The organism is Aeromicrobium sp., assembly GCF_049586495.1.
Lineage (GTDB): Bacteria > Actinomycetota > Actinomycetes > Propionibacteriales > Nocardioidaceae > Aeromicrobium.
This window is the reverse complement of record NZ_JBAVCB010000014.1, coordinates 1-20408: the sequence shown is the minus strand read 5'-3', so window position 1 is coordinate 20408 and position 20408 is coordinate 1. Positions and strand designations below refer to the sequence as shown.

Annotated in this window: 21 protein-coding genes; 20 read left to right on the top strand and 1 reads right to left on the bottom strand. The window is 66.3% G+C overall.

What is annotated here, in order from left to right; all coding sequences use genetic code 11:
• Positions 1–292: 292 nt before the first annotated feature.
• From WB508_RS00550 to WB508_RS00475, 16 genes are all read left to right on the top strand, one after another.
• On the top strand, positions 293–826 hold the full coding sequence (locus WB508_RS00550) for an alternate-type signal peptide domain-containing protein (RefSeq protein WP_423842919.1): 534 nt from the start codon (positions 293–295) through the stop codon (positions 824–826).
• Between the two features lie 9 nt (positions 827–835).
• Positions 836–1399, top strand: coding sequence for a signal peptidase I (locus tag WB508_RS00545; RefSeq protein WP_423842918.1), 564 nt, complete (start codon positions 836–838; stop codon positions 1397–1399).
• On the top strand, positions 1396–2031 hold the full coding sequence (locus WB508_RS00540) for a hypothetical protein (RefSeq protein WP_423842917.1): 636 nt from the start codon (positions 1396–1398) through the stop codon (positions 2029–2031). The genes WB508_RS00545 and WB508_RS00540 overlap by 4 nt, the downstream gene beginning before the upstream one ends.
• A complete protein-coding gene (locus WB508_RS00535) occupies positions 2024–2668 on the top strand; it encodes a SipW-dependent-type signal peptide-containing protein (protein ID WP_423842916.1) in 645 nt (214 codons plus the stop codon). Before WB508_RS00540 ends, WB508_RS00535 begins: the two co-directional genes overlap by 8 nt.
• 17 nt (positions 2669–2685) lie before the next feature.
• Positions 2686–3657, top strand: coding sequence for a signal peptidase I (locus tag WB508_RS00530; protein WP_423842915.1), 972 nt, complete (start codon positions 2686–2688; stop codon positions 3655–3657).
• Positions 3658–4013: 356 nt separating this feature from the next.
• Positions 4014–4613 (top strand): pyridoxal 5'-phosphate synthase glutaminase subunit PdxT, encoded by a 600-nt coding sequence (pdxT, locus tag WB508_RS00525; protein WP_423842914.1) that lies wholly within the window; start codon positions 4014–4016, stop codon positions 4611–4613.
• A 14-nt stretch (positions 4614–4627) separates the two neighbouring features.
• Positions 4628–5356, top strand: a complete 729-nt coding sequence (locus WB508_RS00520; protein ID WP_423842913.1) for a YebC/PmpR family DNA-binding transcriptional regulator — start codon at positions 4628–4630, stop codon at positions 5354–5356.
• 80 nt (positions 5357–5436) lie between these two features.
• Positions 5437–5973, top strand: a complete 537-nt coding sequence (ruvC, locus tag WB508_RS00515) for a crossover junction endodeoxyribonuclease RuvC (protein WP_423842912.1) — start codon at positions 5437–5439, stop codon at positions 5971–5973.
• Positions 5970–6569 carry a Holliday junction branch migration protein RuvA gene (gene ruvA / locus WB508_RS00510; protein ID WP_423842911.1) on the top strand — a complete coding sequence of 200 codons (600 nt, stop codon included), beginning with the start codon at positions 5970–5972 and terminating at the stop codon, positions 6567–6569. The genes ruvC and ruvA overlap by 4 nt, the downstream gene beginning before the upstream one ends.
• The gene (gene ruvB, locus WB508_RS00505; protein ID WP_423842910.1) at positions 6566–7633 is read left to right on the top strand and encodes a Holliday junction branch migration DNA helicase RuvB; all 1068 of its coding nucleotides are present in this window, start codon (positions 6566–6568) and stop codon (positions 7631–7633) included. The genes ruvA and ruvB overlap by 4 nt, the downstream gene beginning before the upstream one ends.
• Positions 7634–7750: 117 nt before the next feature.
• Complete coding sequence (gene yajC / locus WB508_RS00500) at positions 7751–8044, top strand: preprotein translocase subunit YajC (protein ID WP_423842909.1); 294 nt, start codon at positions 7751–7753, stop codon at positions 8042–8044.
• Positions 8044–9681: a protein translocase subunit SecD gene (secD, locus tag WB508_RS00495; protein ID WP_423842908.1), complete on the top strand. Its 1638-nt coding sequence runs from the start codon at positions 8044–8046 to the stop codon at positions 9679–9681. The genes yajC and secD overlap by 1 nt, the downstream gene beginning before the upstream one ends.
• Positions 9681–10778: a protein translocase subunit SecF gene (gene secF / locus WB508_RS00490; protein WP_423842907.1), complete on the top strand. Its 1098-nt coding sequence runs from the start codon at positions 9681–9683 to the stop codon at positions 10776–10778. Before secD ends, secF begins: the two co-directional genes overlap by 1 nt.
• 79 nt (positions 10779–10857) lie before the next feature.
• Positions 10858–11310: a hypothetical protein gene (locus tag WB508_RS00485; RefSeq protein ID WP_423842906.1), complete on the top strand. Its 453-nt coding sequence runs from the start codon at positions 10858–10860 to the stop codon at positions 11308–11310.
• 26 nt (positions 11311–11336) lie between these two features.
• Positions 11337–11864 (top strand): adenine phosphoribosyltransferase, encoded by a 528-nt coding sequence (locus tag WB508_RS00480; protein ID WP_423842905.1) that lies wholly within the window; start codon positions 11337–11339, stop codon positions 11862–11864.
• 180 nt (positions 11865–12044) lie between these two features.
• Positions 12045–14384 carry a RelA/SpoT family protein gene (locus tag WB508_RS00475; protein WP_423842904.1) on the top strand — a complete coding sequence of 780 codons (2340 nt, stop codon included), beginning with the start codon at positions 12045–12047 and terminating at the stop codon, positions 14382–14384.
• Positions 14385–14475: 91 nt separating this feature from the next.
• Here WB508_RS00475 and WB508_RS00470 read toward each other — a convergent pair whose 3' ends face one another.
• Positions 14476–15711, bottom strand: a complete 1236-nt coding sequence (locus WB508_RS00470; RefSeq protein ID WP_423842903.1) for a DUF349 domain-containing protein — start codon at positions 15709–15711, stop codon at positions 14476–14478.
• A gap of 63 nt (positions 15712–15774) precedes the next feature.
• On the opposite strand from WB508_RS00470, the gene WB508_RS00465 reads away from it, so the two are divergent.
• The 4 genes from WB508_RS00465 to WB508_RS00450 all read left to right on the top strand — a co-directional run.
• A complete protein-coding gene (locus WB508_RS00465; RefSeq protein ID WP_423842902.1) occupies positions 15775–16494 on the top strand; it encodes an MBL fold metallo-hydrolase in 720 nt (239 codons plus the stop codon).
• Between the two features lies 1 nt (position 16495).
• Complete coding sequence (hisS, locus tag WB508_RS00460) at positions 16496–17842, top strand: histidine--tRNA ligase (protein ID WP_423842901.1); 1347 nt, start codon at positions 16496–16498, stop codon at positions 17840–17842.
• On the top strand, positions 17839–19623 hold the full coding sequence (gene aspS, locus WB508_RS00455) for an aspartate--tRNA ligase (RefSeq protein ID WP_423842900.1): 1785 nt from the start codon (positions 17839–17841) through the stop codon (positions 19621–19623). The genes hisS and aspS overlap by 4 nt, the downstream gene beginning before the upstream one ends.
• 57 nt (positions 19624–19680) lie before the next feature.
• Positions 19681–20408 (top strand): AAA family ATPase (locus tag WB508_RS00450; RefSeq protein WP_423842899.1); only part of this gene is annotated, 728 nt, incomplete at its 3' end.

Here is a 20408-nt window from a genome sequence, read left to right as displayed (position 1 = left end):
TCAGTACAGGCGCTCTCGGCGAGCCATTCTCGTTGTAGTCAGAATGGATCATCTTTTCTCGTGAGCCCGATGGCTGTTCGAGCGACTTAGTGGCCTCCGGTCCCTGATATTGCAGTCAATTCGCGAGGTGCGCAAGCCGGTTTCGGGCACTTGTGCATCCGCGCTGCTGCTGCGACGGCCGCGGGCATGGCGCATTGAACGGGACAGGTCGTCATTCGTACGTCATCATTCGATCTGGGACTAACGTCCCAATCACGAGGACGGCGCTTGCCGGTCGAAGAGGGAGAACTGAATGAAGAAGTCAACCAAGGGCGCCGTTGCGGCGGCCGCTGCCGCCGTTTTGTTGCTCGGCGGCGCTGGCTCGCTCGCGTACTGGACCGCTGACGACGACGTCGACGGCGGAACGCTGACGGCGGGCACGTTGAAGCTCAACGACGTGACGTGCGGAACTGCATGGCTCGACGTCAACGGGATCACGCCCGTGGCGTTGCTCGTGCCGGGCGACGAGGTCACCAAGGAGTGCACGGGGACCATCACGATGACCGGTGACAACATCGAGGCGACGGTGACGCTGGACGACGCGTCAGTGGCGACCGCGGAGGCCGCGTTCAACGACGCTGCTCCTGATGCTGTGGAGGGCGACGCGGTCAACATCACTGCCGCCCTGACCGGCGGCGGAACGATCAGCGCTTCTGGACCGATCTCCGTCACGATCACCGTTGATTGGAACTACGGCGCGATTGCTGACAACGAATCCCAGGGCGTCTCGACCGCAGCGCTCGATGCCCTCGAGATCAATGCCGTGCAGGTTGACCCCAACCCGTAGATCCTGCTCATGTTGGGCATCCGTTCTCGCGGGGCTTGGATCACTCAGGTCGTCGCATGGTTCCTGATCATCTCGATCAGCGCTGTCCTCGTGGTGGCGGTGTTGGTGCCGCGACTGGTGGGAGCGACGCCGTACACGGTCCTCACCGGATCGATGCGGCCGTCGCTACCGCCGGGCACGCTGGCGGTAGTCAAGCCGGTAGACCAGTCGGACATCGTTGCCGGCGACGTGATCACGTATCAGCTCGAATCGGGTCGACCGACCGTCGTCACGCACCGCGTGGTGACAGTCGGTCACCGGCTGGACGGGACGCGCAGTCTGACGACCCAGGGAGATGCCAACTCGATTCCTGATGCTGAACCGGTACGTCCGGTCCAGCTCAAGGGCAGGGTCTGGTACGCGGTTCCGTACCTGGGGTACGTCAACGATGCGCTGACCGGCGACCAACGTCAGATGGCCACCTACGGAGTGGCCGGTGTGCTGGCCCTCTACGCAGCGCACATGCTCAGCAGCCCCATCCGCGACCGTCGCGCTGGACGATTGTCAACCCCGAAGGAGGCCACCACGTCATGAAGCTCACCCGGTGCTGCCTCCTGGCGTTGGCCGCTGTGATGCTGAGCGCCGCGCCAGCGCACGCAGCTGACGAGATCAGCCTGAGCCGCGACGGCATCACCTGGTATGAGTCCCTGCCGGACACGCTTTTCAGCGAATCGATGCGGTGGGTACCAGGAGACTCTCAGATCGAGACGTTCTACGTGCGCAATGACGGTCCCGGCGGCGCCTTGTTCACCATCACGGCTCGAAGAGCCGGTTCTCCAGAGCTGGTGAGCAACGACGACATCGCACTGCGAGCCCGCGTCGACGGAGGCTCCTGGGTCAGCCTCATTAACGGAATGCCGAGCGAGAACATGACGAAGCAGAACATCAAGCGTGGGGACGTGGCGCGGGTCGACGTCAACGCAACATTCGACCCGGCGTCGAGCAATCAGACGCAGCGGACGACGCTTGCAGCGGTGTTCACCGTGGCCTTGGCCGGGACGCCTGAGCGCAATGAGTCCGCCGGTGGATCCGGCGACGTGGGCCGAGGGGCACTGCTTCCAGGGGTTGGTTCGCGCGTCTCGGCGTGGCTGCTGGTCGCAGCCTCAGCAATGCTGGCCTTGGGTGTGCGGTTCGTTCGGCGTCGCCACGAGGTGCATCATGGCTGATGGCCGCCACGTCGCGCGCGTGCAGATTCGGGCATCCCGGCGGGGGCGCCGCGACATTTCGGTGCGTGCGCTGCTGTCGCTGGGGCTGGTCGCCGGTTTCGGAGCGATGGGGACCATGGCATTTTGGACCGATCAGGCGGCCGTCACCGGCGGATCGATCACTTCAGGTGCCATGGACATGCAGTTCGACACCACGGGGGGAGTCGGTCTGGGAACTTCCTACGCGAAATCATCCATCAGTTGGACTGATCTGACCCCGGGGGAGCAGAAGGCCTTCAACCTGGTGGTCAAGAACGTCGGATCTCCCACGTTCACGTACACGGCCACTGTCACGAAGGGCTCCACCCCAACCTGGACTTATGTCGGGGCACCGATCACCGTTCGGTTCTTCACCGGCTCGGCTGCCTCGGACACGACCTATCCGCAGGAGGAGTCGTGCTCAGGCTCGGCGATCGGTCCGGCGCAGGCGGTGGACGCGACAAACAAGAATCTCATCTCTTCAGCTCAGACGATCGCCGGCGACCAGAGCCAGTCAATCTGCATGGTCGTCGGGCTTGCTTCCAGCGCAGTCAATGAAAATCAGAACCGGACCGGGCAGCTGTCGTTCACCTTCGCCGCGACCCAGGCGGTGTCGTGAGGACCGCTACGCGCCGGATGGTTGGCAGCCTCCTGTGGATCGGCGCAGTGCTCGGCGCAGCAAGCGCGGTTCTCGCGGTTCTCGCGGCGTCGGGCCACCTGAGGCCGCTGGTGTTCACATCCGGTTCGATGGAGCCAACGATTCCCACCGGCGCGCTCGCATTCTCCCGTCCGGTCGCAGCCACTGACATCGTCGTGGGAGATGTGGTGAGCGTCACGCGGGGTGATGGCGCGCGAGTGACCCACCGTGTGGTGAGTACCACGATGCGGTCCGATGGCGTCGTCATGACGCTCCAGGGCGACGCGAACCCGTCCCCCGATGTCGAGTCCTACCGGGCGGACGCGGCGTATCGCGTCGTCTTCGGCGTTCCCTGGATTGGGCATATCGTGACGGCGATCGCGGTCCCGTGGATCCGGGCCCTGCTCGTCATGATGGTGGCGGGGACCATCATGATGGCCCCGTTGCTACGACCACAAGGTCAGCACTGCAGCCCAGCCTCAGCGCAGCGGCGCGCGCCCGGACGCCGTCGTCAGGGAGTTCCGCTCGTGGTGAGTGCGGTGTTGATCGCGAGTGTGGTCATCCCGCAGACGGCGGTGTTGACGAAGGCCAGCTTCACCGACACCTCGCTGGTGAGCTCCGGGTCCGTGGCGTCCGGTGGTGTGACGAAACCAGTGGCCGTCAGCTGCACCACCGACAACCCGCTGCTGGGGACCAAGAGTCTCACCACCACGTGGCAGGCATCGGCCGTGCCAACGGCGCTGGCCTACACGGCAGTGATCCGCGAGACGGGTCAGAGTCTGACCGTCACCGCATCCGGCTCCCAGCGGTCAGCGCGGGTGACAGCTGATCTGCTCGGCACCTTGGTCGGCTCCAATTTCAACATTGACGTCACAGCGACATTGCCCAACACGAGCTGGACCGCGGGGTCAACCCGAGCGGGCACGCTCAACCTGCTGGGCACGGGCTTCACCTGCGGTGCGTGGTCCTGAGCGCGGGTGCGCAAGCCAACTGAACGGCGTGGTCTCTGATCCACTGCGGCGCAACACCGCTTTCGGGGTATGATCGAATGACTGCTGCACGGGGTATGGGAGTGCCCCATTCGGCAGCACGTTGGCCGAGGGAGAACGATCTGGCGCGCTCGTCGCGCGGAGAGTTGTGCCTCGCACGTGACCCGATCGGGAGGGATATCCGAGAGGGAGCGGCGGCGGTGGCGCTCAGCGTCATCGCCGTCGTGGTGCCGCGCAGAACTCAGCACGTCGGCGCAAGGCGATGATCGAATGGCCGCTTTCTGATCGCCGATCGCCACGTGCGGCGGCCGCGTGACGGACGCCGATAGCCTGAGGCGGTGGCTTCTCCAACGATCGGCGTCTTCGCTCTCCAGGGCGATGTTCGCGAGCACCTGCACGTCCTGAGAGCGCTGGGCGCGAGGACCCTCGCGGTCCGACGACCCGAGGAGCTGGAGCAGTGCGACGGCTTGGTGCTGCCCGGCGGCGAGTCGACCACGATGTACAAGCTCGCGCGGGCTTTCGACCTGTTCGACCCGCTGGTCGAGCGGATCGCCGGCGGCATGCCGACCTTCGGGACCTGCGCCGGCATGATCATGCTGGCCGACCGGATCGAGGACGGCATCGCCGGCCAGGAGACCCTCGGCGGGCTCGACATCACGGTGCGGCGCAACGCCTTCGGACGGCAGGTCGACTCCTTCGAGGGGCCGCTGCAGTTCGACGGATTCGACGCCCCGGTGCGCGGCGTCTTCATTCGGGCGCCATGGGTCGAGGAGGTCGGCGATGACGTCGAGGTCCTCGCGACGATCCCCTCGGGCCAGGCCGCCGGTAGGATTGTCGCGGTTCGACAACAGCACCTGATGGCGACGTCCTTCCACCCTGAGGTGGGCACCGACGACCGCATCCACCGGTACTTCGTCGACCTCGTCTCACAGTCGTAGAAAGGGAACACCTCATGTCCGGCCACTCCAAGTGGGCGACCACCAAGCACAAGAAGGCGATCGTCGACGCCAAGCGCGGCAAGATGTTCGCCAAGCTGGTCAAGAACATCGAAGTGGCTGCCCGGATCGGTGGCCCCGACGTCGAGGGCAACCCCACGCTCTTCGACGCGATTCAGAAGGCCAAGAAGTCATCAGTGCCCAAGGACCACATTGATCGTGCCGTCAAGCGCGGCGGGGGCCTGGACGGCGGCGGTGCCGACTACACGACGATCATGTACGAGGGCTACGGCCCCCAGGGCGTTGCGATGCTGGTGGAGTGCCTCACCGACAACAAGAACCGAGCCGCCATGGAGGTTCGCACCGCCATGACCCGCAACGGCGGCACGATGGCTGATCCCGGATCGGTGTCGTACATGTTCCACCGCAAGGGCGTCATCATCGTGCCCGCCGAACAAGAAGGCGGCGACACCACGGAGGACGACGTGCTGATGGCAGTCCTTGACGCCGGCGCCGAGGAGGTCAACGATCTCGACGGCAGCTTCGAGGTCATCTCCGAGCCCACTGATCTGGTGGCCGTCCGCACGGCGCTGCAGGAAGCCGGCCTGGACTACGACTCGGCCGACGCCTTGTTCGTGCCCACCATGACCGTCGACGTCGACCAGGAGGGCGCCGAGAAGGTCGACCGCCTCATCGACGTCCTCGAGGACTGCGACGACGTCCAGAACGTCTACGCGAACTACTGATGGACTGAAGCCGCTGGCGGCCGACCGGGTGACCGCGTGTCGTCCGCGATTGATCAGTGAGCCTCGCTAGGCTGTCGAACATGGGTTCGATCGGCATGACTGTCCTCGGGGTGGACCCCGGCCTCACGCGCTGCGGCGTGGGAGTGGTCACGGGTTCCGTCGGACGACCGCTCACCCTGGTGGACGTCGCAGTCGTGCGCACCCCGCCGAATCTGGACATTGCCCGGCGGCTGCACCAGCTGGAGCAGGCGTTGGAGGCGCGCATCACCGAGCACCAACCCGATGTCGTCGCAGTCGAGCGCGTCTTCGCCCAACACAACGTCCGCACCGTGATGGGTACAGCCCAGGCGAGCGCCATCGCCATGGTCGTGGCAGCACGGCACGGCATCCCGGTCCACCTGCACACGCCGAGCGAGGTCAAGGCGGCCGTCACGGGCAGCGGCCGCGCCGACAAGGCCCAAGTGGCCCAGATGGTCACTCGGCTGCTGCGTCTGTCCGAGACCCCCAAGCCGGCCGACGCGACCGACGCCCTCGCCCTGGCCATCTGCCACGTGTGGCGTGGGGGAGCAGCCCAGCGACTCGCATCGGCAGTCGCGGTAGCTGGAGGTCGGTCATGATCGCCCACGTTCGCGGAAAGATCGCGGCCGTCACCCTCACCTCGGTCGTGGTCGACGTCAGCGGCGTTGGCATGCAGGTGATGTGCACTCCGTCGACCATCGCCGGACTGCGCCTCAGCCAGGAGGTCCAGCTGTCGACCTCGATGGTCGTGCGCGAGGACTCCCTCACCATCTTCGGCTTTGCCGACACCGACGAGCGCGACATGTTCGAGCTGTTGCAGACCGCCAGCGGCGTCGGTCCCAAGGTGGCCCAAGCCATGTTGGCGGTGCTGGATCCCGACCGCATTCGGCAAGCCGTCGGCCAGTCCGACTTCCCCACGCTCACCACGGTGCCCGGCATTGGACGCAAGGGAGCCGAGCGCATCGTCATCGAGCTGCGCGACCGCATCGGCGTCACCACCACGGTGGCCGCTGGTGGGTCGTCCGGGGCGTGGCGCGGCCAGGTGCACGAGGCCATGATCGGACTCGGCATCCCCGTCCGCGACGCCGATGCTGCCGTCGAGTCGGTCGCCGCCGGGCTCGATCCGGGTGTTGAGCCCGACACATCCATCGCTCTGCGCGACGCGTTGCGCACCCTGTCAAAGGCCAGCCGATGACCGACGATCCATCCAGCGACGAGGCCCGCTTCGACGCGATCGTCGCCGAATCCGATCTGGAAGACCGCTCCTTCGAGGCGGCGCTCCGTCCCCGATCGCTCGACGAGCTGATCGGACAGGAACGGGTGCGCGAACAGCTCTCCCTCATGCTCGAGGCCGCCGTCGGCCGCGGACGCACGCCCGATCACGTCCTGCTGTCGGGACCACCGGGTCTCGGCAAGACCACGATCGCCATGATCATCGCGCACCAGCTTTCGGCTCCTTTACGCATCTCCAGCGGCCCGGCCATACAGAACGCTGGCGACCTTGCCGCCATCTTGTCCGGCGTCAACGAGGGCGACGTGCTGTTCATCGACGAGATCCATCGCATGTCGCGTCCAGCCGAAGAGCTGCTCTACATGGCCATGGAGGACTTCCGCGTCGACGTCATCGTGGGCAAGGGGCCCGGGGCCACGGCCATCCCGCTGGAGATTCCACCGTTCACCGTGGTCGGAGCCACCACGCGGGCTGGTCTGTTGCCCGGACCCCTGCGCGATCGGTTCGGCTTCACGGCCCAGCTCGACTTCTACGGCACCGACGAGCTGCATCGCATCGTCGAGCGCTCGGCCGGTCTGCTCCAGCTCGAGCTCACTGACGAAGGCGGCCACGAGATCGCCTCCCGCTCCCGAGGTACGCCACGTATCGCCAACCGGCTGCTGCGTCGCGTGCGCGACTTCGCCGAGGTGCGCGCCGCGGGAGTCGTCGACGCCGACGTCGCCCGTGCGGCACTGGCTCTGTACGAGGTCGACGACCTTGGTCTGGATCGACTCGATCGTTCGGTGCTGACTGCCCTGTGCGGCAGCTTCGGCGGCGGCCCCGTGGGCGTTGCCACCCTTGCCGTCGCGGTCGGCGAGGAGCGCGAGACCGTGGAAGAAATCGCCGAGCCGTTCTTGGTGCGGCTCGGATTCCTGGCCCGCACACCGCGCGGTCGTGTGGCCACGCCGGCTGCGTGGCAGCATCTGGGACTCACCCCGCCGAATGGCACCGGGCAGCTGCCCTTCGGAGACGAGTCGGACTCGGTCTGAAACACCCCGTGCGTCAAGGTCTTGATCCACCCGTCAGTATGGGATGTTGCCGGGGCCTACACTGTCCGCGGCCCGTCGCGACCGCGACGTGACCACGTCGATTCTGGAGTTCGCATCGTGTCCGACTGGGCTCAATTCCTCCCACTGCTGCTGCTCGCCATCTTGTTCTGGTTTCTGGTGCTGCGCCCCGCGCGGTCCCGGCAGCGCGAATTTGCCGGCCTGCAAGCCCAACTGGCTCCCGGCCTGCAGGTGATGCTGGCCAGCGGCATCCACGGCGAGCTGGTCGCTGTCGGCGACGACACCATCGAGTTGCGCGTCGCGCCCCACGTCGTTCTCACGGTGGCGCGTCAAGCCGTCGGACGCATCGTCGAACCGGCGTCCACGGATGCACCCGCCGACGACAGCGCGTGATGGCTCAGAAGAGCTCGCGCAGCACCCGCGCCGGCCTCCCGCGGCCCGCGCGCACCCTGACGATCTTCATGATCATCATCGCCGCGCTCTACGCGCTGGTCGCCGGCATCGGTCTGTCCTCTGACGAGGACGCCGATCCCACGTGGCAGCCGCGCCTCGGGCTGGATCTGCAGGGCGGCACACGCATCACGCTCCAGGCGTCCGCGAGCTCAGGTGGCGTGACTGCCGCCAAGCTGAGCCAGGCGCGCGACATCATTGACCAGCGTGTCAACGCCACCGGCGTCTCGGAGGCCGAAGTCACGACGCAGGGCGGCGACCAGGTCATCATCGAGATCCCGGGCCAGAAGCGCGGCAACATCGTCGACGAAGTGGGTCGCACCGCCCAGCTACGATTCCGTCTGGTGTGGGCCGATCAGCTCCCCAGCGCCACCGCTGAGCCCGACCAGGCCGCCGTCGACGAGGCCCAAGAGACCATCGACAAGATCGACTGGACCAAGCTCACGCTGGACCAGATGATCAAGGCGGAGACGGAGGGGCTGCAGACCCTCGAGAAGCCGTACCAGGACGGCATTGCTGCACTGCAGGCGCAGGCCACCAACTTCGTCTGCGACCCCAAGGGCAACCGGGTCGAGGATGCCTCCAACCAGCCCGTCGTCACGTGTGACGTGGAGACCGGTGAGGTCATGGTCCTCAGTCCCACCGTCATCGAGGGATCACAGGTCAAGAGCGCCGAGCAGGGCTACGACCCGCAGCAGGCCCAGTGGCTCGTCCAGATCTCGCTCAAGGGATCCGGATCCGAGGTGTTCGACCAGGTCACCGACGCCCTCACGCCGCAGCAGCGCCGGTTCGCGATCGTGCTCGACGGCGAAGTGCTCAGCGCACCCACGAGCAACGCACACATCACCAACGGTTCATCCCAGATCAGCGGCAGCTTCACCTCCGAAACGTCCAAGGCTTTGGCCAATCAGCTCAAGTACGGTGCGCTGCCCCTCACGTTCGGCGTCAATGGCGTCTCCGAGGAGGGTCCGTCGCTGGCTGGCACGCAGCTCAAGGCGGGTCTGATCGCCGGGCTCGTTGGCCTGCTGGTTGTCGTGATCTACAGCTTGGCGTACTACCGGGGCCTCGGTCTGGTGATCGTCGGATCGCTGCTGATTGCGGCTGGCGCCACGTACGTCATGGTGCTGCTGCTCGGCAAGGGCGTCGGGTTCACCCTGACGCTGCCGGGCATCGCCGGCCTGATCGTCGCGATCGGCATCACGGCCGACTCGTTCATCGTGTTCTTCGAGCGCATCCGCGACGAGGTGCGCGACGGCAAGTCGTTGAGGCTCGCCGTCGAAGCAGGTTGGGTGCGCGCGCGCACCACGATCTTGGCCGCTGACGCAGTCTCGCTGATGGCCGCGGTGATCTTGTTCATCTTCGCCATCGGCGTGGTGCGCGGATTCGCGTTCGCGCTCGGCCTGACCACGATCATCGACGTGTTCGTCGTGTTCTTGTTCACCAAGCCGTTGGTCACGCTGCTGGCGCGCACCAAGTTCTTCGGTCAGGGCCACCGGCTCTCCGGCCTCGATCCAGCCCACCTCGGTATCTCAGGTCGCAAGGTGTCCGAGATAGGGCGCAGCACCGGAGGGGAGTCCTGATGGGCCGCGTCAGCACGTTCGGACAGCATCTGTACGAGGGCAAGGTCTCCTTCAACTTCGTCGGGCGTCGAACGCTCTGGTACTCGATCTCCGCGGTCATCGTGATCCTCGCGAGCGTGGCGTTCGGCGTGCGCGGGTTCAACTTGGGCATCGAATTCAAGGGCGGCGTCGAGTTCACCGCGCAGGTCCAGACCGCCAACGCCAAGACCGCCGATGATCTCGCCAACGCGGTGCGCGACGCGGGTGTCCCTGAGACGGGCGATCCGATCTCCAGAACCTCAGGCAGCTCTGCCATCCGCATCCAGACGCGTGCCCTGACCCAGGACCAGGCGACCGTGATCCAGGACGCGCTGACCACGGCCGGAGCGACCGAGGTCAGTCAGAACCTGATCGGCCCCAGCTGGGGCGAACAGGTGGCCAAGAAGGCGCTGACCGGCTTGGTGGTCTTCCTGGTCATCGTGGTGATCTTCATCTGGATCTACTTCCGCGAGTGGCGCATGTCCGTCGCGGCGCTCGTGGCGCTCGGCCACGACCTCCTGATCACTGCCGGCATCTACGCGTGGTCGGGGTTCGAAGTCACTCCCGCCACCGTCACGGGACTCCTCACGATCCTCGGCTACTCGCTCTACGACACCGTCGTGGTCTTCGACAAGGTGCGTGAGAACACCAAGCAGATCCCCGACTCCACGATCAGCACCTACTCCGAACAGGCCAATCTCGCGGTCAACCAGACCCTGGTTCGCTCGATCAACACCTCGATCACCGCACTGCTGCCGGTCTTCGCGCTCTTGGTGGTGGGGGCTGCGGTGCTGGGTACCGGACCGCTGAAGGACCTCGCACTCGCCTTGTTCGTCGGCATGGCGGCCGGCACGTACTCCTCGATCTGCATCGCCACCCCGCTGGCCGCGCAGCTCAAGGAAAGCGATCCGATGATCGTGCAGCACACCAAGCGAGTGCTCGCCCGACGCGCCAAGCGTCAGGCCGCACCCGCGACCGACCCCGTCGCTGTCGCCCGTACCGTGGCTCCGTCGGGCTCGTCCAAGCGCAGTCAGCCGTCGCGCACGTCGCGTTCACAGCGACCCAAGGGCGGATCATGACTGATCCACGGCCATGGCATGCTGAGGCGACGAAAACTGCGGCCGGGATGGTCCCGCAACCGCACACAGAGGAGACACGATGAAGGCAACCCTCGCCATCGCGGGCGCCGTCCTGCTCGGCACCTCGTTGACAGCTTGTGGAGGCAGCGGTGACGCGGACAGCGCCTACTGCACCGATCTGGAGTCCGCATCGAAGACCTTCGACACGCTCGACAGTGGCAACATCGGTGGACTCGAGGATGCGTTCAAGACCTTCCATCAGCTCGCCGACCAGGCTCCAGAGGATGTCAAGGCCGACTGGAAGGTGCTGGACGACGGCATCACCAGTGTCGAGAAAGCTTTGTCAGACGCCGGCATCAAGTTCGCCGACTTCGCCAAGATCCAGGCCGGCGAGCTGCCTGAGGGCGTCGACCCGACCAAGCTGCAGGGCGTCGCGTCGTCGTTCACCCAGCTCAGCGACGAGAAATTCACCGACGCCGGCAACAACATCCAAAAGCACGCCAAGGACGCCTGCGACGTCACGCTGAAGTGACACATCACCTGGCCCGGGACAGCGACATGGCCGCGCTCAGCGATCTGATCGACGCCCACACCAACGTCATCGCCGACTGGCCCGAACCGGGGGTCATGTTTCGGGACATCACCCCGCTGGTGGGCGAACCGGCCGTGTTCGAGCGCGTCGTTGACGAGCTGGCCGCCGCGGCAGCCCAGTGGGACGTCGACGTCGTCGCGGGGGTCGAGGCACGCGGATTCATCTTCGGTCCGGTGGTGGCCATGCGTCTTGGCGTCGGATTCGTCCCGATCCGCAAGCAGGGCAAGCTGCCAGCCGAGGTCCATGCGGCGGAGTACGCGTTGGAGTACGGCACAGCGACGCTCGAGGTCCACGTCGACGCGATCAAGGAAGGGCAGCGCGTGCTCCTGGTCGACGACGTCCTCGCCACCGGCGGCACGCTCGGCGCTGTGGACGAGCTGGTCAGGCGCTGCGGGGGAGTCACGGCCGGTGCCGTGCTGCCCATCGAGATCACAGCCCTCGGCGGTCGCCAGCGGCTGGCCCCGATGACCGTCTGCACGCTGCGCGCCTACTGAGCCTCGCCCGTTCCAGCACCACACGTCAACTGTTGCCAGGAGGTGACAATGAGTCAGAACATGGTACGTATCACCGCCTACGTGGTGGTTGCGCTGCTGGTGATCGGCACGGCCGCGACCCTGATCGGCCAGCTGGCCTGACCTCGGCGGCTACGATGGAAGTCGATCCGAGGAGGGTGCGTGGCCGACCGCGTCGATGCTCCACCGGGCGAGTCGAAGACCGACTCCGCGCCGGCGTCGTCTCGCGTGCGCAACCGGCTGTCGCGGATCGGATCCAAGCCTGCTTCAGACGACGCCGTCCTGGACCCGCTGCTGACGATTCACCGGGCCATCCACCCCAAGGCCGACGTCTCCGCCATCCGCAAGGCCTACGACATCGCGGATCGCATGCACGCAGGCCAGACCCGCAAGAGCGGCGACCCGTACATCACCCACCCGCTGGCGGTCACCACGATCCTGGCAGAGCTCGGCATGACTGGCCCGACCCTGTGCGCCGCGCTACTGCACGACACGGTCGAGGACACTCCGTACACGCTGGAAGAGCTGCGCGCCGACTTCGGTGACGAGGTCGTGCGACTGGTCGATGGGGTGACCAAGCTGGACAAGGTCAAGTACGGCGACACGGCGCAATCGGAGACCATCCGCAAGATGGTGGTGGCGATGAGCCGCGACATCCGTGTCCTGGTGATCAAGCTGGCCGATCGTCTGCACAACATGCGCACGCTGCGGTACCTGCGGCAGGACAAGCAAGAGCGCATCGCTCGCGAAACCATCGAGATCTTCGCACCCCTGGCCCACCGGTTGGGCATGAACACCATCAAGTGGGAGCTGGAGGATCTCGCGTTCGCGACCCTGCATCCCAAGGTCTACGACGAGATCGTGCGGCTGGTGGCCGATCGGGCGCCCTCTCGCGAAGAGTTCCTCGAACGCGTCGTCCGCGACGTCGAGTCCGATCTGCGCCACGGCAAGGTCAAGGCCACGGTCACTGGTCGTCCCAAGCACTACTTCTCGATCTATCAGAAGATGCTGGTCGGCGGCCGCGACTTCACGGACATCTTCGACCTGGTCGGCGTGCGAATCCTGGTCGACTCGTTGGCTGACTGCTATGCCGTGGTCGGTGTGCTGCACGCGCGGTGGAATCCCATCCCCGGCCGATTCAAGGACTACATCAGCGTCCCCAAGTTCAACATGTATCAATCGCTGCACACCACCGTGATCGGACCTCAGGGCAAGCCCGTGGAGCTGCAGATCCGCACCCGGGCGATGCACCGTCGCGCCGAGTACGGCGTCGCTGCGCACTGGAAGTACAAAGAAGATCAGTCCGCGGGCGCCGATGCCAAGAAGGGGGGTGGCGGCAAGAACGGTGCCGGAGAGCACGGCGTCGGGCAGGACCCGGCCGACATGGTGTGGCTGCGCGAACTGCTGGACTGGCAGTCAGAGACCTCCGATGCGGCGGATTTCCTCGACTCGTTGCGATTTGAGATGAACAGCGGCGGCGTCTACGCCTACACCCCGCGCGGCGACCTGATCCAGCTGCCCGAGAAGTCCACGCCGGTGGACTTCGCCTACGCCGTGCACACCGAGGTCGGCCACGCGTGCATCGGCGCGCGCGTCAACGGCCGACTGGTGTCGCTGGAGTCCAAGCTGGTCACTGGCGACGTCGTCGAGATCTTCACGTCCAAGACCGTCGACGCGGGCCCGAGTCGCGGCTGGCTCGATTTCGTCGCGAGTCCGCGGGCCCGCAACAAGATCCGCCAGTGGTTCACCAAGGAGCGTCGCGAGGAAGCGATCGAGCTGGGCAAGAACCTGATCGCCAAGCAGATGCGCAAGGAAGGTCTGCCGCTGCACCGATTGTTCAAGCGCGACACCCTCGAGACCGTCGCCAAGGAACTTCAGTTGGCTGACGTCTCAGCCCTGTACGCCGCCGTGGGCGAGAACAACGTCGGTCCGCAAAACGTCGTCGAGCGGGTCATCGACCTGGCCGGTGGTCGCGAAGGCGCGGCCGACGATCTCGCCGAGGCCACGACCCTGGTGCGCGATGACCGCAAGGGTCGCGAACGGCACACGACCGATGCCGGCGTGCTGGTGGACGGACTGGACGGCGACGTCTTGGTCAAGCTGGCCCGGTGCTGCACGCCAGTACCCGGCGACGCCATCCAAGGATTCGTGACCCGCACCGCCGGGGTCTCGGTGCACCGGGTCGACTGCGTCAACCTCGTATCGCTACGCACGCAGGCTGAACGCCTCGTCGCGGTGCGCTGGGCGCCCACCGGCAAGAGCACCTTTCTCGTCGCCATCCAGGTCGAGGGGCTCGACCGGCCGAGACTGCTGTCCGACATCACGCGGGTCATCTCTGACCAGCACGTCAACATTCTGTCCGCGTCGCTCTCGCTGGGGCGCGATCGTGTCGCCAAGAGCAAGTTCACCTTCGAGATGGCCGACTCCAAGCACCTCGGCCACGTGCTGGCGGCGGTTCGCACCGTCGAGGGCGTCTTCGACGTCTACCGCTTGACTCAATGAGCCGCCGGCCCTCGAACGCAACCATGGGCCGAGCGTGGCGAGGTCAGCGCCCGGGCGTGACCTCGCGGCGGTGAAAGACGAACCGTGCGCCTCAGCTGAAGTCGGCTTGGGCCTTCTTGGCCATGTCGAGAAAGGCCTGCTTGGAATCGAGGTCGGCCTGCAGGTCCTTCATCTTCTTGGCGTCCTTGGCAGCCTCGGCCTTGACGAGCTTGGCCTGCACCTCGTCGATGGCACGCTGCAGCTTGCCGATCATGTCGTCGGCGCGCGCTGACTTCTCTGGATCGGTGCTCTTCCACTTCTTCTCGCCAGCGACGCGGACGGCATCCTCGACCGTGCGGATGCGGGCCTCGAGCTCGCCCATGCGGTCGCGAGGCACCTTGCCGGCAGCCTCCCAGCGATCGGCGATGTCATGCCAAGCCTTGCGCGCCGCCTCCGGATCGGTGACCGGCAGCAGCTTCTCGGCGTCGACGAGAATCTCCAGCTTCTTGTCGGCGTTGACCGCGTACTCGGCGTCGAGCGCCGTGTTCACCTCGTCGCGGGCCTGAAAGAACACGTCCTGGGCGGCGCGGAACTTCTTCCAGAGCTTGTCCTCGACGTTGCGCGGCGCGGAGCCAGCCTTCTTCCATTGCGTCATCAGATCGCGGTACTTGCCAGCCGTGGGGCCCCACTCAGTCGAGGACGACAGCGCCTCGGCCTCGACGATCAGTTTCTCCTTGGTCCTCTGAGCACCTTCGCGAGCCACGGCGACCTCGCCGAAGTGCGCCTTGCGGCGCCGCGTGTGGGTGGTGCGGGCCGAGCTGAATCGATGCCACAGGGCGTCGTCAGCGGACTTGCTGAGCCGGGGAAGCGCCTTCCACTCCTCGAGCAGCTCGCGCAGCCGATCGGCGCCGTTCTTCCAGTCGGTGGACTCGGCAATCTTCTCGGCCTCGGTGACGATACGGTTCTTGGCCACTTCGGCCTCGGCCGTCTTGGCGGCACGCTCGGCCTTCCGCTCCTCGCGCGCCTTGTCAATGGCGGGTGTGAGCGCGTCGAGGCGGACACTCAACGAGTCGAGGTCGCCGAGCGCCTGCGCATCGGTGATCTGCTGGCGCACCGTGTCAACAGCCTTGGAAGCGTCATCGGGGCTGACCGAACCGCCCTCGAGTCGCTTCTCCAGCAGCATGACCTCGGTGGCGAGCCCGTCGTAGCGACGGCTGTACATCGCCAGTCCTTCTTCGGGGCTGCCTGCCTTCCACTGACCGATCTGTCGTTCACCGTCGGCGGTACGGACGAAGACATTGCCGTCCTCGTCGATTCGTCCCCACGCATGTGTTGCCACTTCACCCATGCCGACAGTCTAGGAGGCACATGCTGTCGTGGTGACCCGCTGGCCTCGCGTACCCTGACGGACGTGCTTCTCACGTCGTTCCCGGCCGGTCCGCTGCAGGCCAATTGTTATGTCGCGGCGCGTGGCCCCGGCACCGGCTGCGTCGTGGTCGACCCCGGCATGGATGCCATGGCGGGACTGCGGCACGTGGTCAGCGAGCAAAATCTTCGGCCGGAGGCGATCCTGATCACCCACGGCCACTTCGACCACATGTGGAACGCCCAGGACGCCGCAGCCGAGTACAACTGTCCGGTGTGGATCCACCCGGCCGACCGGCATTTGCTGAGCGATCCGATGGCCGCCATCTCCACGCAATCGGCCGCGATGCTGCGTCAACAGCTCCAGATGACCGAGGTGCCTGACTTCGTCGAGCCCGCCGATGTGCGCGAGGCCGAGGACGGTGTGCAGATCGAGATCGATGGGTTGATGATTCGGGTCGACCACGCTCCCGGCCACACGCCGGGCACGGTGTTCTACCGGATCGACTACGACGGTCCTGAGGATGTCTCGCAGATCATGTTCAGCGGCGACTTCCTGTTCGCTGGCTCCATTGGCCGCACCGACCTGACGGGCGGCTCGCACGACCAGATGCAGGAAAGCCTGCGTGACCGCGTGCTGCCGTTGGCCGATGACGTCATCGTGCTGCCAGGTCACGGACCGCAATCGTCGATCGGTCGCGAACGCGCCACCAACCCCTTCCTCGCTGAATTGGCGCCGAGTCCACGCCCGTCTGAGCTGCCCTGACATGGCCAAGCTGAGCGGTTTTCCTGAGTTCCTCCCGGCCGAGCGCAACGTCGAGCTCGTCGTGCTCGACCACTTGCGGTCGGTGTTCGAGCTGCATGGCTTCGCCTCGATCGAGACCCGTGCGGTCGAGCCGGTCGAGCACTTGCTGCGCAAGGGTGAGATCGACAAGGAGGTCTACACGGTTCGCCGCATTCACGCGACCGAGGACCCGACCGGTCACGACCGGACGGGGGACGCGCTTGCCCTGCACTTCGACCTGACGGTGCCCTTCGCCCGCTACGTGGTCGAGAACGCCGGTCATCTGGAGTTCCCGTTCCGGCGCTATCAGATCCAGAGGGTGTGGCGTGGCGAGCGTCCGCAGCAGGGGCGGTTCCGCGAATTCACACAGGCCGACATCGACATCGTGGGTCGCGGAGAACTGGCGTTCCACTTCGACGTCGAGATCGCTCGGGTCATGGCTGAGGCGCTGGCGGGGCTGCCAGTGCCCGCGCTGACCCTGCAGATCAGCAATCGCAAGGTGCTCGAGGGCTTCTACCGAGGCCTGGGCATCGACGAGCCCACGGCCGTCATGCCCATCGTCGACAAGCTCGACAAGATTTCGGGCGAGAAAGTGCTCGAGCTGCTCCAGACCGACGCGGGGCTCACTCGCGATCAGGCCGCGCAGTGCTTGGGGCTGGCCGAGATCACCAGCTCGGACGACTCCTTCGTCGCCGCCGTGCGTGCGCTGGGCGTGCGGCACCCGCTGCTGGACGAAGGACTCGAGGAGCTCGCTGTGGTGGTCACGGGGGCCGCAGGTACCCCCGGAGTCACGGTCGTGGCAGACCTGCGGATTGCGCGAGGACTCGACTACTACACCGGCACCGTCTTCGAGACCCGGATGGCTGGATATGAACACCTCGGCTCCATCTGCTCGGGCGGTCGCTATGACGAGCTCGCCACGGACGGCAAGTCCACCTACCCCGGTGTCGGCATCTCGCTGGGTGTCTCCCGCCTGCTCGTCCCGTTGATCGCCGACGGATTGACAGCCGACCGATCCGTGCCCAGCGCCGTGCTGGTCGCACTGGTCGACGAGGACGGTCGCGCTGAAAGCAATGACATCGCCCACATGCTCCGCGCTCGCGGCATACCAACAGAAGTCGCAGCTGCCCCGCAGAAGTTCGGCAAGCAGATTCGCTACGCCGAGCGCCGGGGCATACCGTTCGTGTGGTTCCCCGCCGCCGATGACGCAGGTCACCAGGTCAAGGACATCCGCACGGGGGACCAGGTCGACGCCGACCTTGCCACCTGGGCGCCGCCGGCCGAGGACCTCAGACCCCGTATCCCCTCAAGCCAGGAGCAGCACTCGTGATCCGCACGCATGACGCCGGAACCCTGACCGCCGCGAACGTCGGCGAGCAGGTCACCCTCGCAGGCTGGGTCGCGCGCCGTCGAGATCATGGCGGCGTCGCATTCATCGACCTGCGCGAGGCCTCAGGGGTCGTGCAGGTGGTGGTGCGTGAGGACGTGGCCCACCAGCTGCGGTCAGAGTTCTGCCTCAAGATCGTCGGCACGGTCAGCCAGCGGCCCGACGGCAACCAGAACGCCGCGATCCCCACGGGAGAGATCGAGGTCATCGCCGACGACGTCGAGATCTTGTCGACGGCGGCTCCGCTGCCCTTCCCGATCGATGATCACGCCGCGTCCGGTGCCGGAGAGGTCGGCGAAGAAGCACGACTGCGCTATCGCTACCTCGATCTGCGTCGCGCCGGTCCGGCCGCTGCCCTGCGACTGCGCAGCAAGGTCAATGCGGCCGCCCGACGCGTGCTCGAGGCGAAGGATTTCGTCGAGATCGAGACGCCGACGCTGACCCGATCCACGCCCGAGGGGGCCCGTGACTTCCTGGTGCCGGCCCGTCTGCGTCCGGGCAGCTGGTACGCGCTGCCGCAGAGCCCGCAGCTGTTCAAGCAGCTGCTGATGGTCGGCGGCATGGAGCGGTACTACCAGATCGCGCGTTGCTACCGCGACGAGGATTTTCGTGCCGATCGCCAGCCGGAGTTCACGCAGCTCGACATCGAGATGAGCTTTGTCGAGCAGGCGGACGTGCTCGCGCTGATGGAGAGCATCTTGTCGGAGATGTGGGCTCTGATCGGGCACACCATCGCCACACCCATCCCGCACATGACCTACGCCGAGGCCATGCGCCGATTCGGCTCGGACAAGCCTGATCTGCGCATGGGCAACGAGCTGGTCGAGTGCACCGAGTACTTCGCCGACACAGACTTTCGCGTCTTCCAGGCCGAGTACGTCGGTGCCGTCGTCATGCCCGGCGGCGCCTCGCAGCCCCGGCGCCAGTTCGACGCGTGGCAGGAATGGGCCAAGCAGCGCGGGGCCAAGGGACTGGCCTACGTCACGATCACCGAAGACGGAGAGCTCGGCGGCCCGGTCGCCAAGAATCTCTCTGACGCGGAGCGGTCAGGTCTGGCAGCCCACGTCGGCGCCGAACCTGGCGACTGCGTGTTCTTCGGAGCCGGCACCACCAAGTCGACACGCGCTCTGCTGGGTGCGGCCCGCCTGGAGATCGGGGCCCGCTGCGGCCTGATCGACGAGTCGGCCTGGAAGTTCGTGTGGGTCGTGGACGCGCCCCTGTTCGAGCCGTCCAGCGAGGCGATCGCTTCAGGTGATGTCGCGGTGGGTGCGGGTGCGTGGACCGCGGTGCACCACGCGTTCACGTCGCCGCAGGACGTCGAGGGCTTCGACGCTGATCCCGGTAGCGCCCTTGCCTGGGCCTACGACATCGTCTGCAATGGCGTCGAGCTCGGCGGCGGATCGATCCGAATTCACCGCGATGACGTGCAAAAGCGGGTCTTCAAAATCATGGGTATCGAGGAAGACGAGGCGACGGAGAAGTTCGGCTTCCTGCTCGACGCATTCACCTTTGGCGCCCCGCCGCACGGCGGCATCGCCGTCGGCATGGACCGCATCTGCGCCATGCTTGCTGGCGCTGACTCGATCCGCGAGGTCATTGCCTTCCCGAAGTCCGGTGGCGGATACGACCCGTTGACCGCGGCCCCCGCCCCCATCACCCCCGAGCAGCGCAAGGATGCGGGCGTCGACGCCAAGCCGAAATCGCCGAACGCCGACCCTGCCTGACCTCGGGCACGAGTCTGCGGTGACCCGGACCTCGACCCCTACGCATAGGCTCGCGGCATGTCTTCTGACGGCTTGTTCGAGATCCCGGAGGCGCCGGTGCTCGCGACTCCCGGCGGGGGGAGCCTCGCCGGCAATGCGCACTCGTCGGCTCCGCTGGCGGTGCGGATGCGGCCGCGCACGCTCGATGAGCTGCTCGGCCAGCAGCACCTGCTCGCACCCGGGTCTCCGCTGCGCCAGATGATCGACGGCGACCAGCCGCTCACCATCTTGCTGTGGGGGCCGCCCGGCACTGGGAAGACCACGATCGCGAGCCTGCTCAGCGCTCACACCCATCGCCGGTTCGTCGAGGTGTCTGCGGTCAGCGCGGGCGTCAAGGAGGTGCGCGAGGTCATCGCCGGAGCCCGCCGAGCCTTGGCCAATGGTGTCGAGACGGTGCTGTTCGTCGACGAGGTGCACCGGTTCAGCAAGTCGCAGCAGGACGCCCTGTTGCCCGGCGTCGAGAATCGGTGGGTGTCGCTGGTGGCGGCCACCACCGAGAATCCGCACTTCAGCGTCATCTCGCCCCTGCTGAGTCGATCTCTGCTGTTGACGTTGCAGAGTCTGACCGACGACGACATTGGCGTACTGGTCGATCGCGCCATCACCGACGACCGCGGACTGGGCGGCGCCATCGCTCTCGACGACGAGGCGCGCGATCATCTCGTGCGCCTCGCTGGTGGAGATGGCCGCCGCGCGCTGACGTACCTGGAAGCCGCTGCCGGCGCCGCAAAGGCCCAGGGCAAGCC

Excerpts from the sequence above, each read along its gene's own strand:
- WB508_RS00550 (WP_423842919.1), top strand. The coding sequence starts at position 293 with ATGAAGAAGTCAACCAAGGGCGCCGTTGCGGCGGCCGCTGCCGCCGTT.
- WB508_RS00545 (WP_423842918.1), top strand. The coding sequence starts at position 836 with ATGTTGGGCATCCGTTCTCGCGGGGCTTGGATCACTCAGGTCGTCGCA.
- WB508_RS00540 (WP_423842917.1), top strand. The coding sequence starts at position 1,396 with ATGAAGCTCACCCGGTGCTGCCTCCTGGCGTTGGCCGCTGTGATGCTG.
- WB508_RS00535 (WP_423842916.1), top strand. The coding sequence starts at position 2,024 with ATGGCTGATGGCCGCCACGTCGCGCGCGTGCAGATTCGGGCATCCCGG.
- WB508_RS00530 (WP_423842915.1), top strand. The coding sequence starts at position 2,686 with ATGGTTGGCAGCCTCCTGTGGATCGGCGCAGTGCTCGGCGCAGCAAGC.
- WB508_RS00520 (WP_423842913.1), top strand. The coding sequence starts at position 4,628 with ATGTCCGGCCACTCCAAGTGGGCGACCACCAAGCACAAGAAGGCGATC.
- ruvC (WP_423842912.1), top strand. The coding sequence starts at position 5,437 with ATGGGTTCGATCGGCATGACTGTCCTCGGGGTGGACCCCGGCCTCACG.
- ruvA (WP_423842911.1), top strand. The coding sequence starts at position 5,970 with ATGATCGCCCACGTTCGCGGAAAGATCGCGGCCGTCACCCTCACCTCG.
- ruvB (WP_423842910.1), top strand. The coding sequence starts at position 6,566 with ATGACCGACGATCCATCCAGCGACGAGGCCCGCTTCGACGCGATCGTC.
- secD (WP_423842908.1), top strand. The coding sequence starts at position 8,044 with ATGGCTCAGAAGAGCTCGCGCAGCACCCGCGCCGGCCTCCCGCGGCCC.
- secF (WP_423842907.1), top strand. The coding sequence starts at position 9,681 with ATGGGCCGCGTCAGCACGTTCGGACAGCATCTGTACGAGGGCAAGGTC.
- WB508_RS00485 (WP_423842906.1), top strand. The coding sequence starts at position 10,858 with ATGAAGGCAACCCTCGCCATCGCGGGCGCCGTCCTGCTCGGCACCTCG.
- WB508_RS00480 (WP_423842905.1), top strand. The coding sequence starts at position 11,337 with ATGGCCGCGCTCAGCGATCTGATCGACGCCCACACCAACGTCATCGCC.
- WB508_RS00470 (WP_423842903.1), bottom strand. The coding sequence starts at position 15,711 with ATGGGTGAAGTGGCAACACATGCGTGGGGACGAATCGACGAGGACGGC.
- hisS (WP_423842901.1), top strand. The coding sequence starts at position 16,496 with ATGGCCAAGCTGAGCGGTTTTCCTGAGTTCCTCCCGGCCGAGCGCAAC.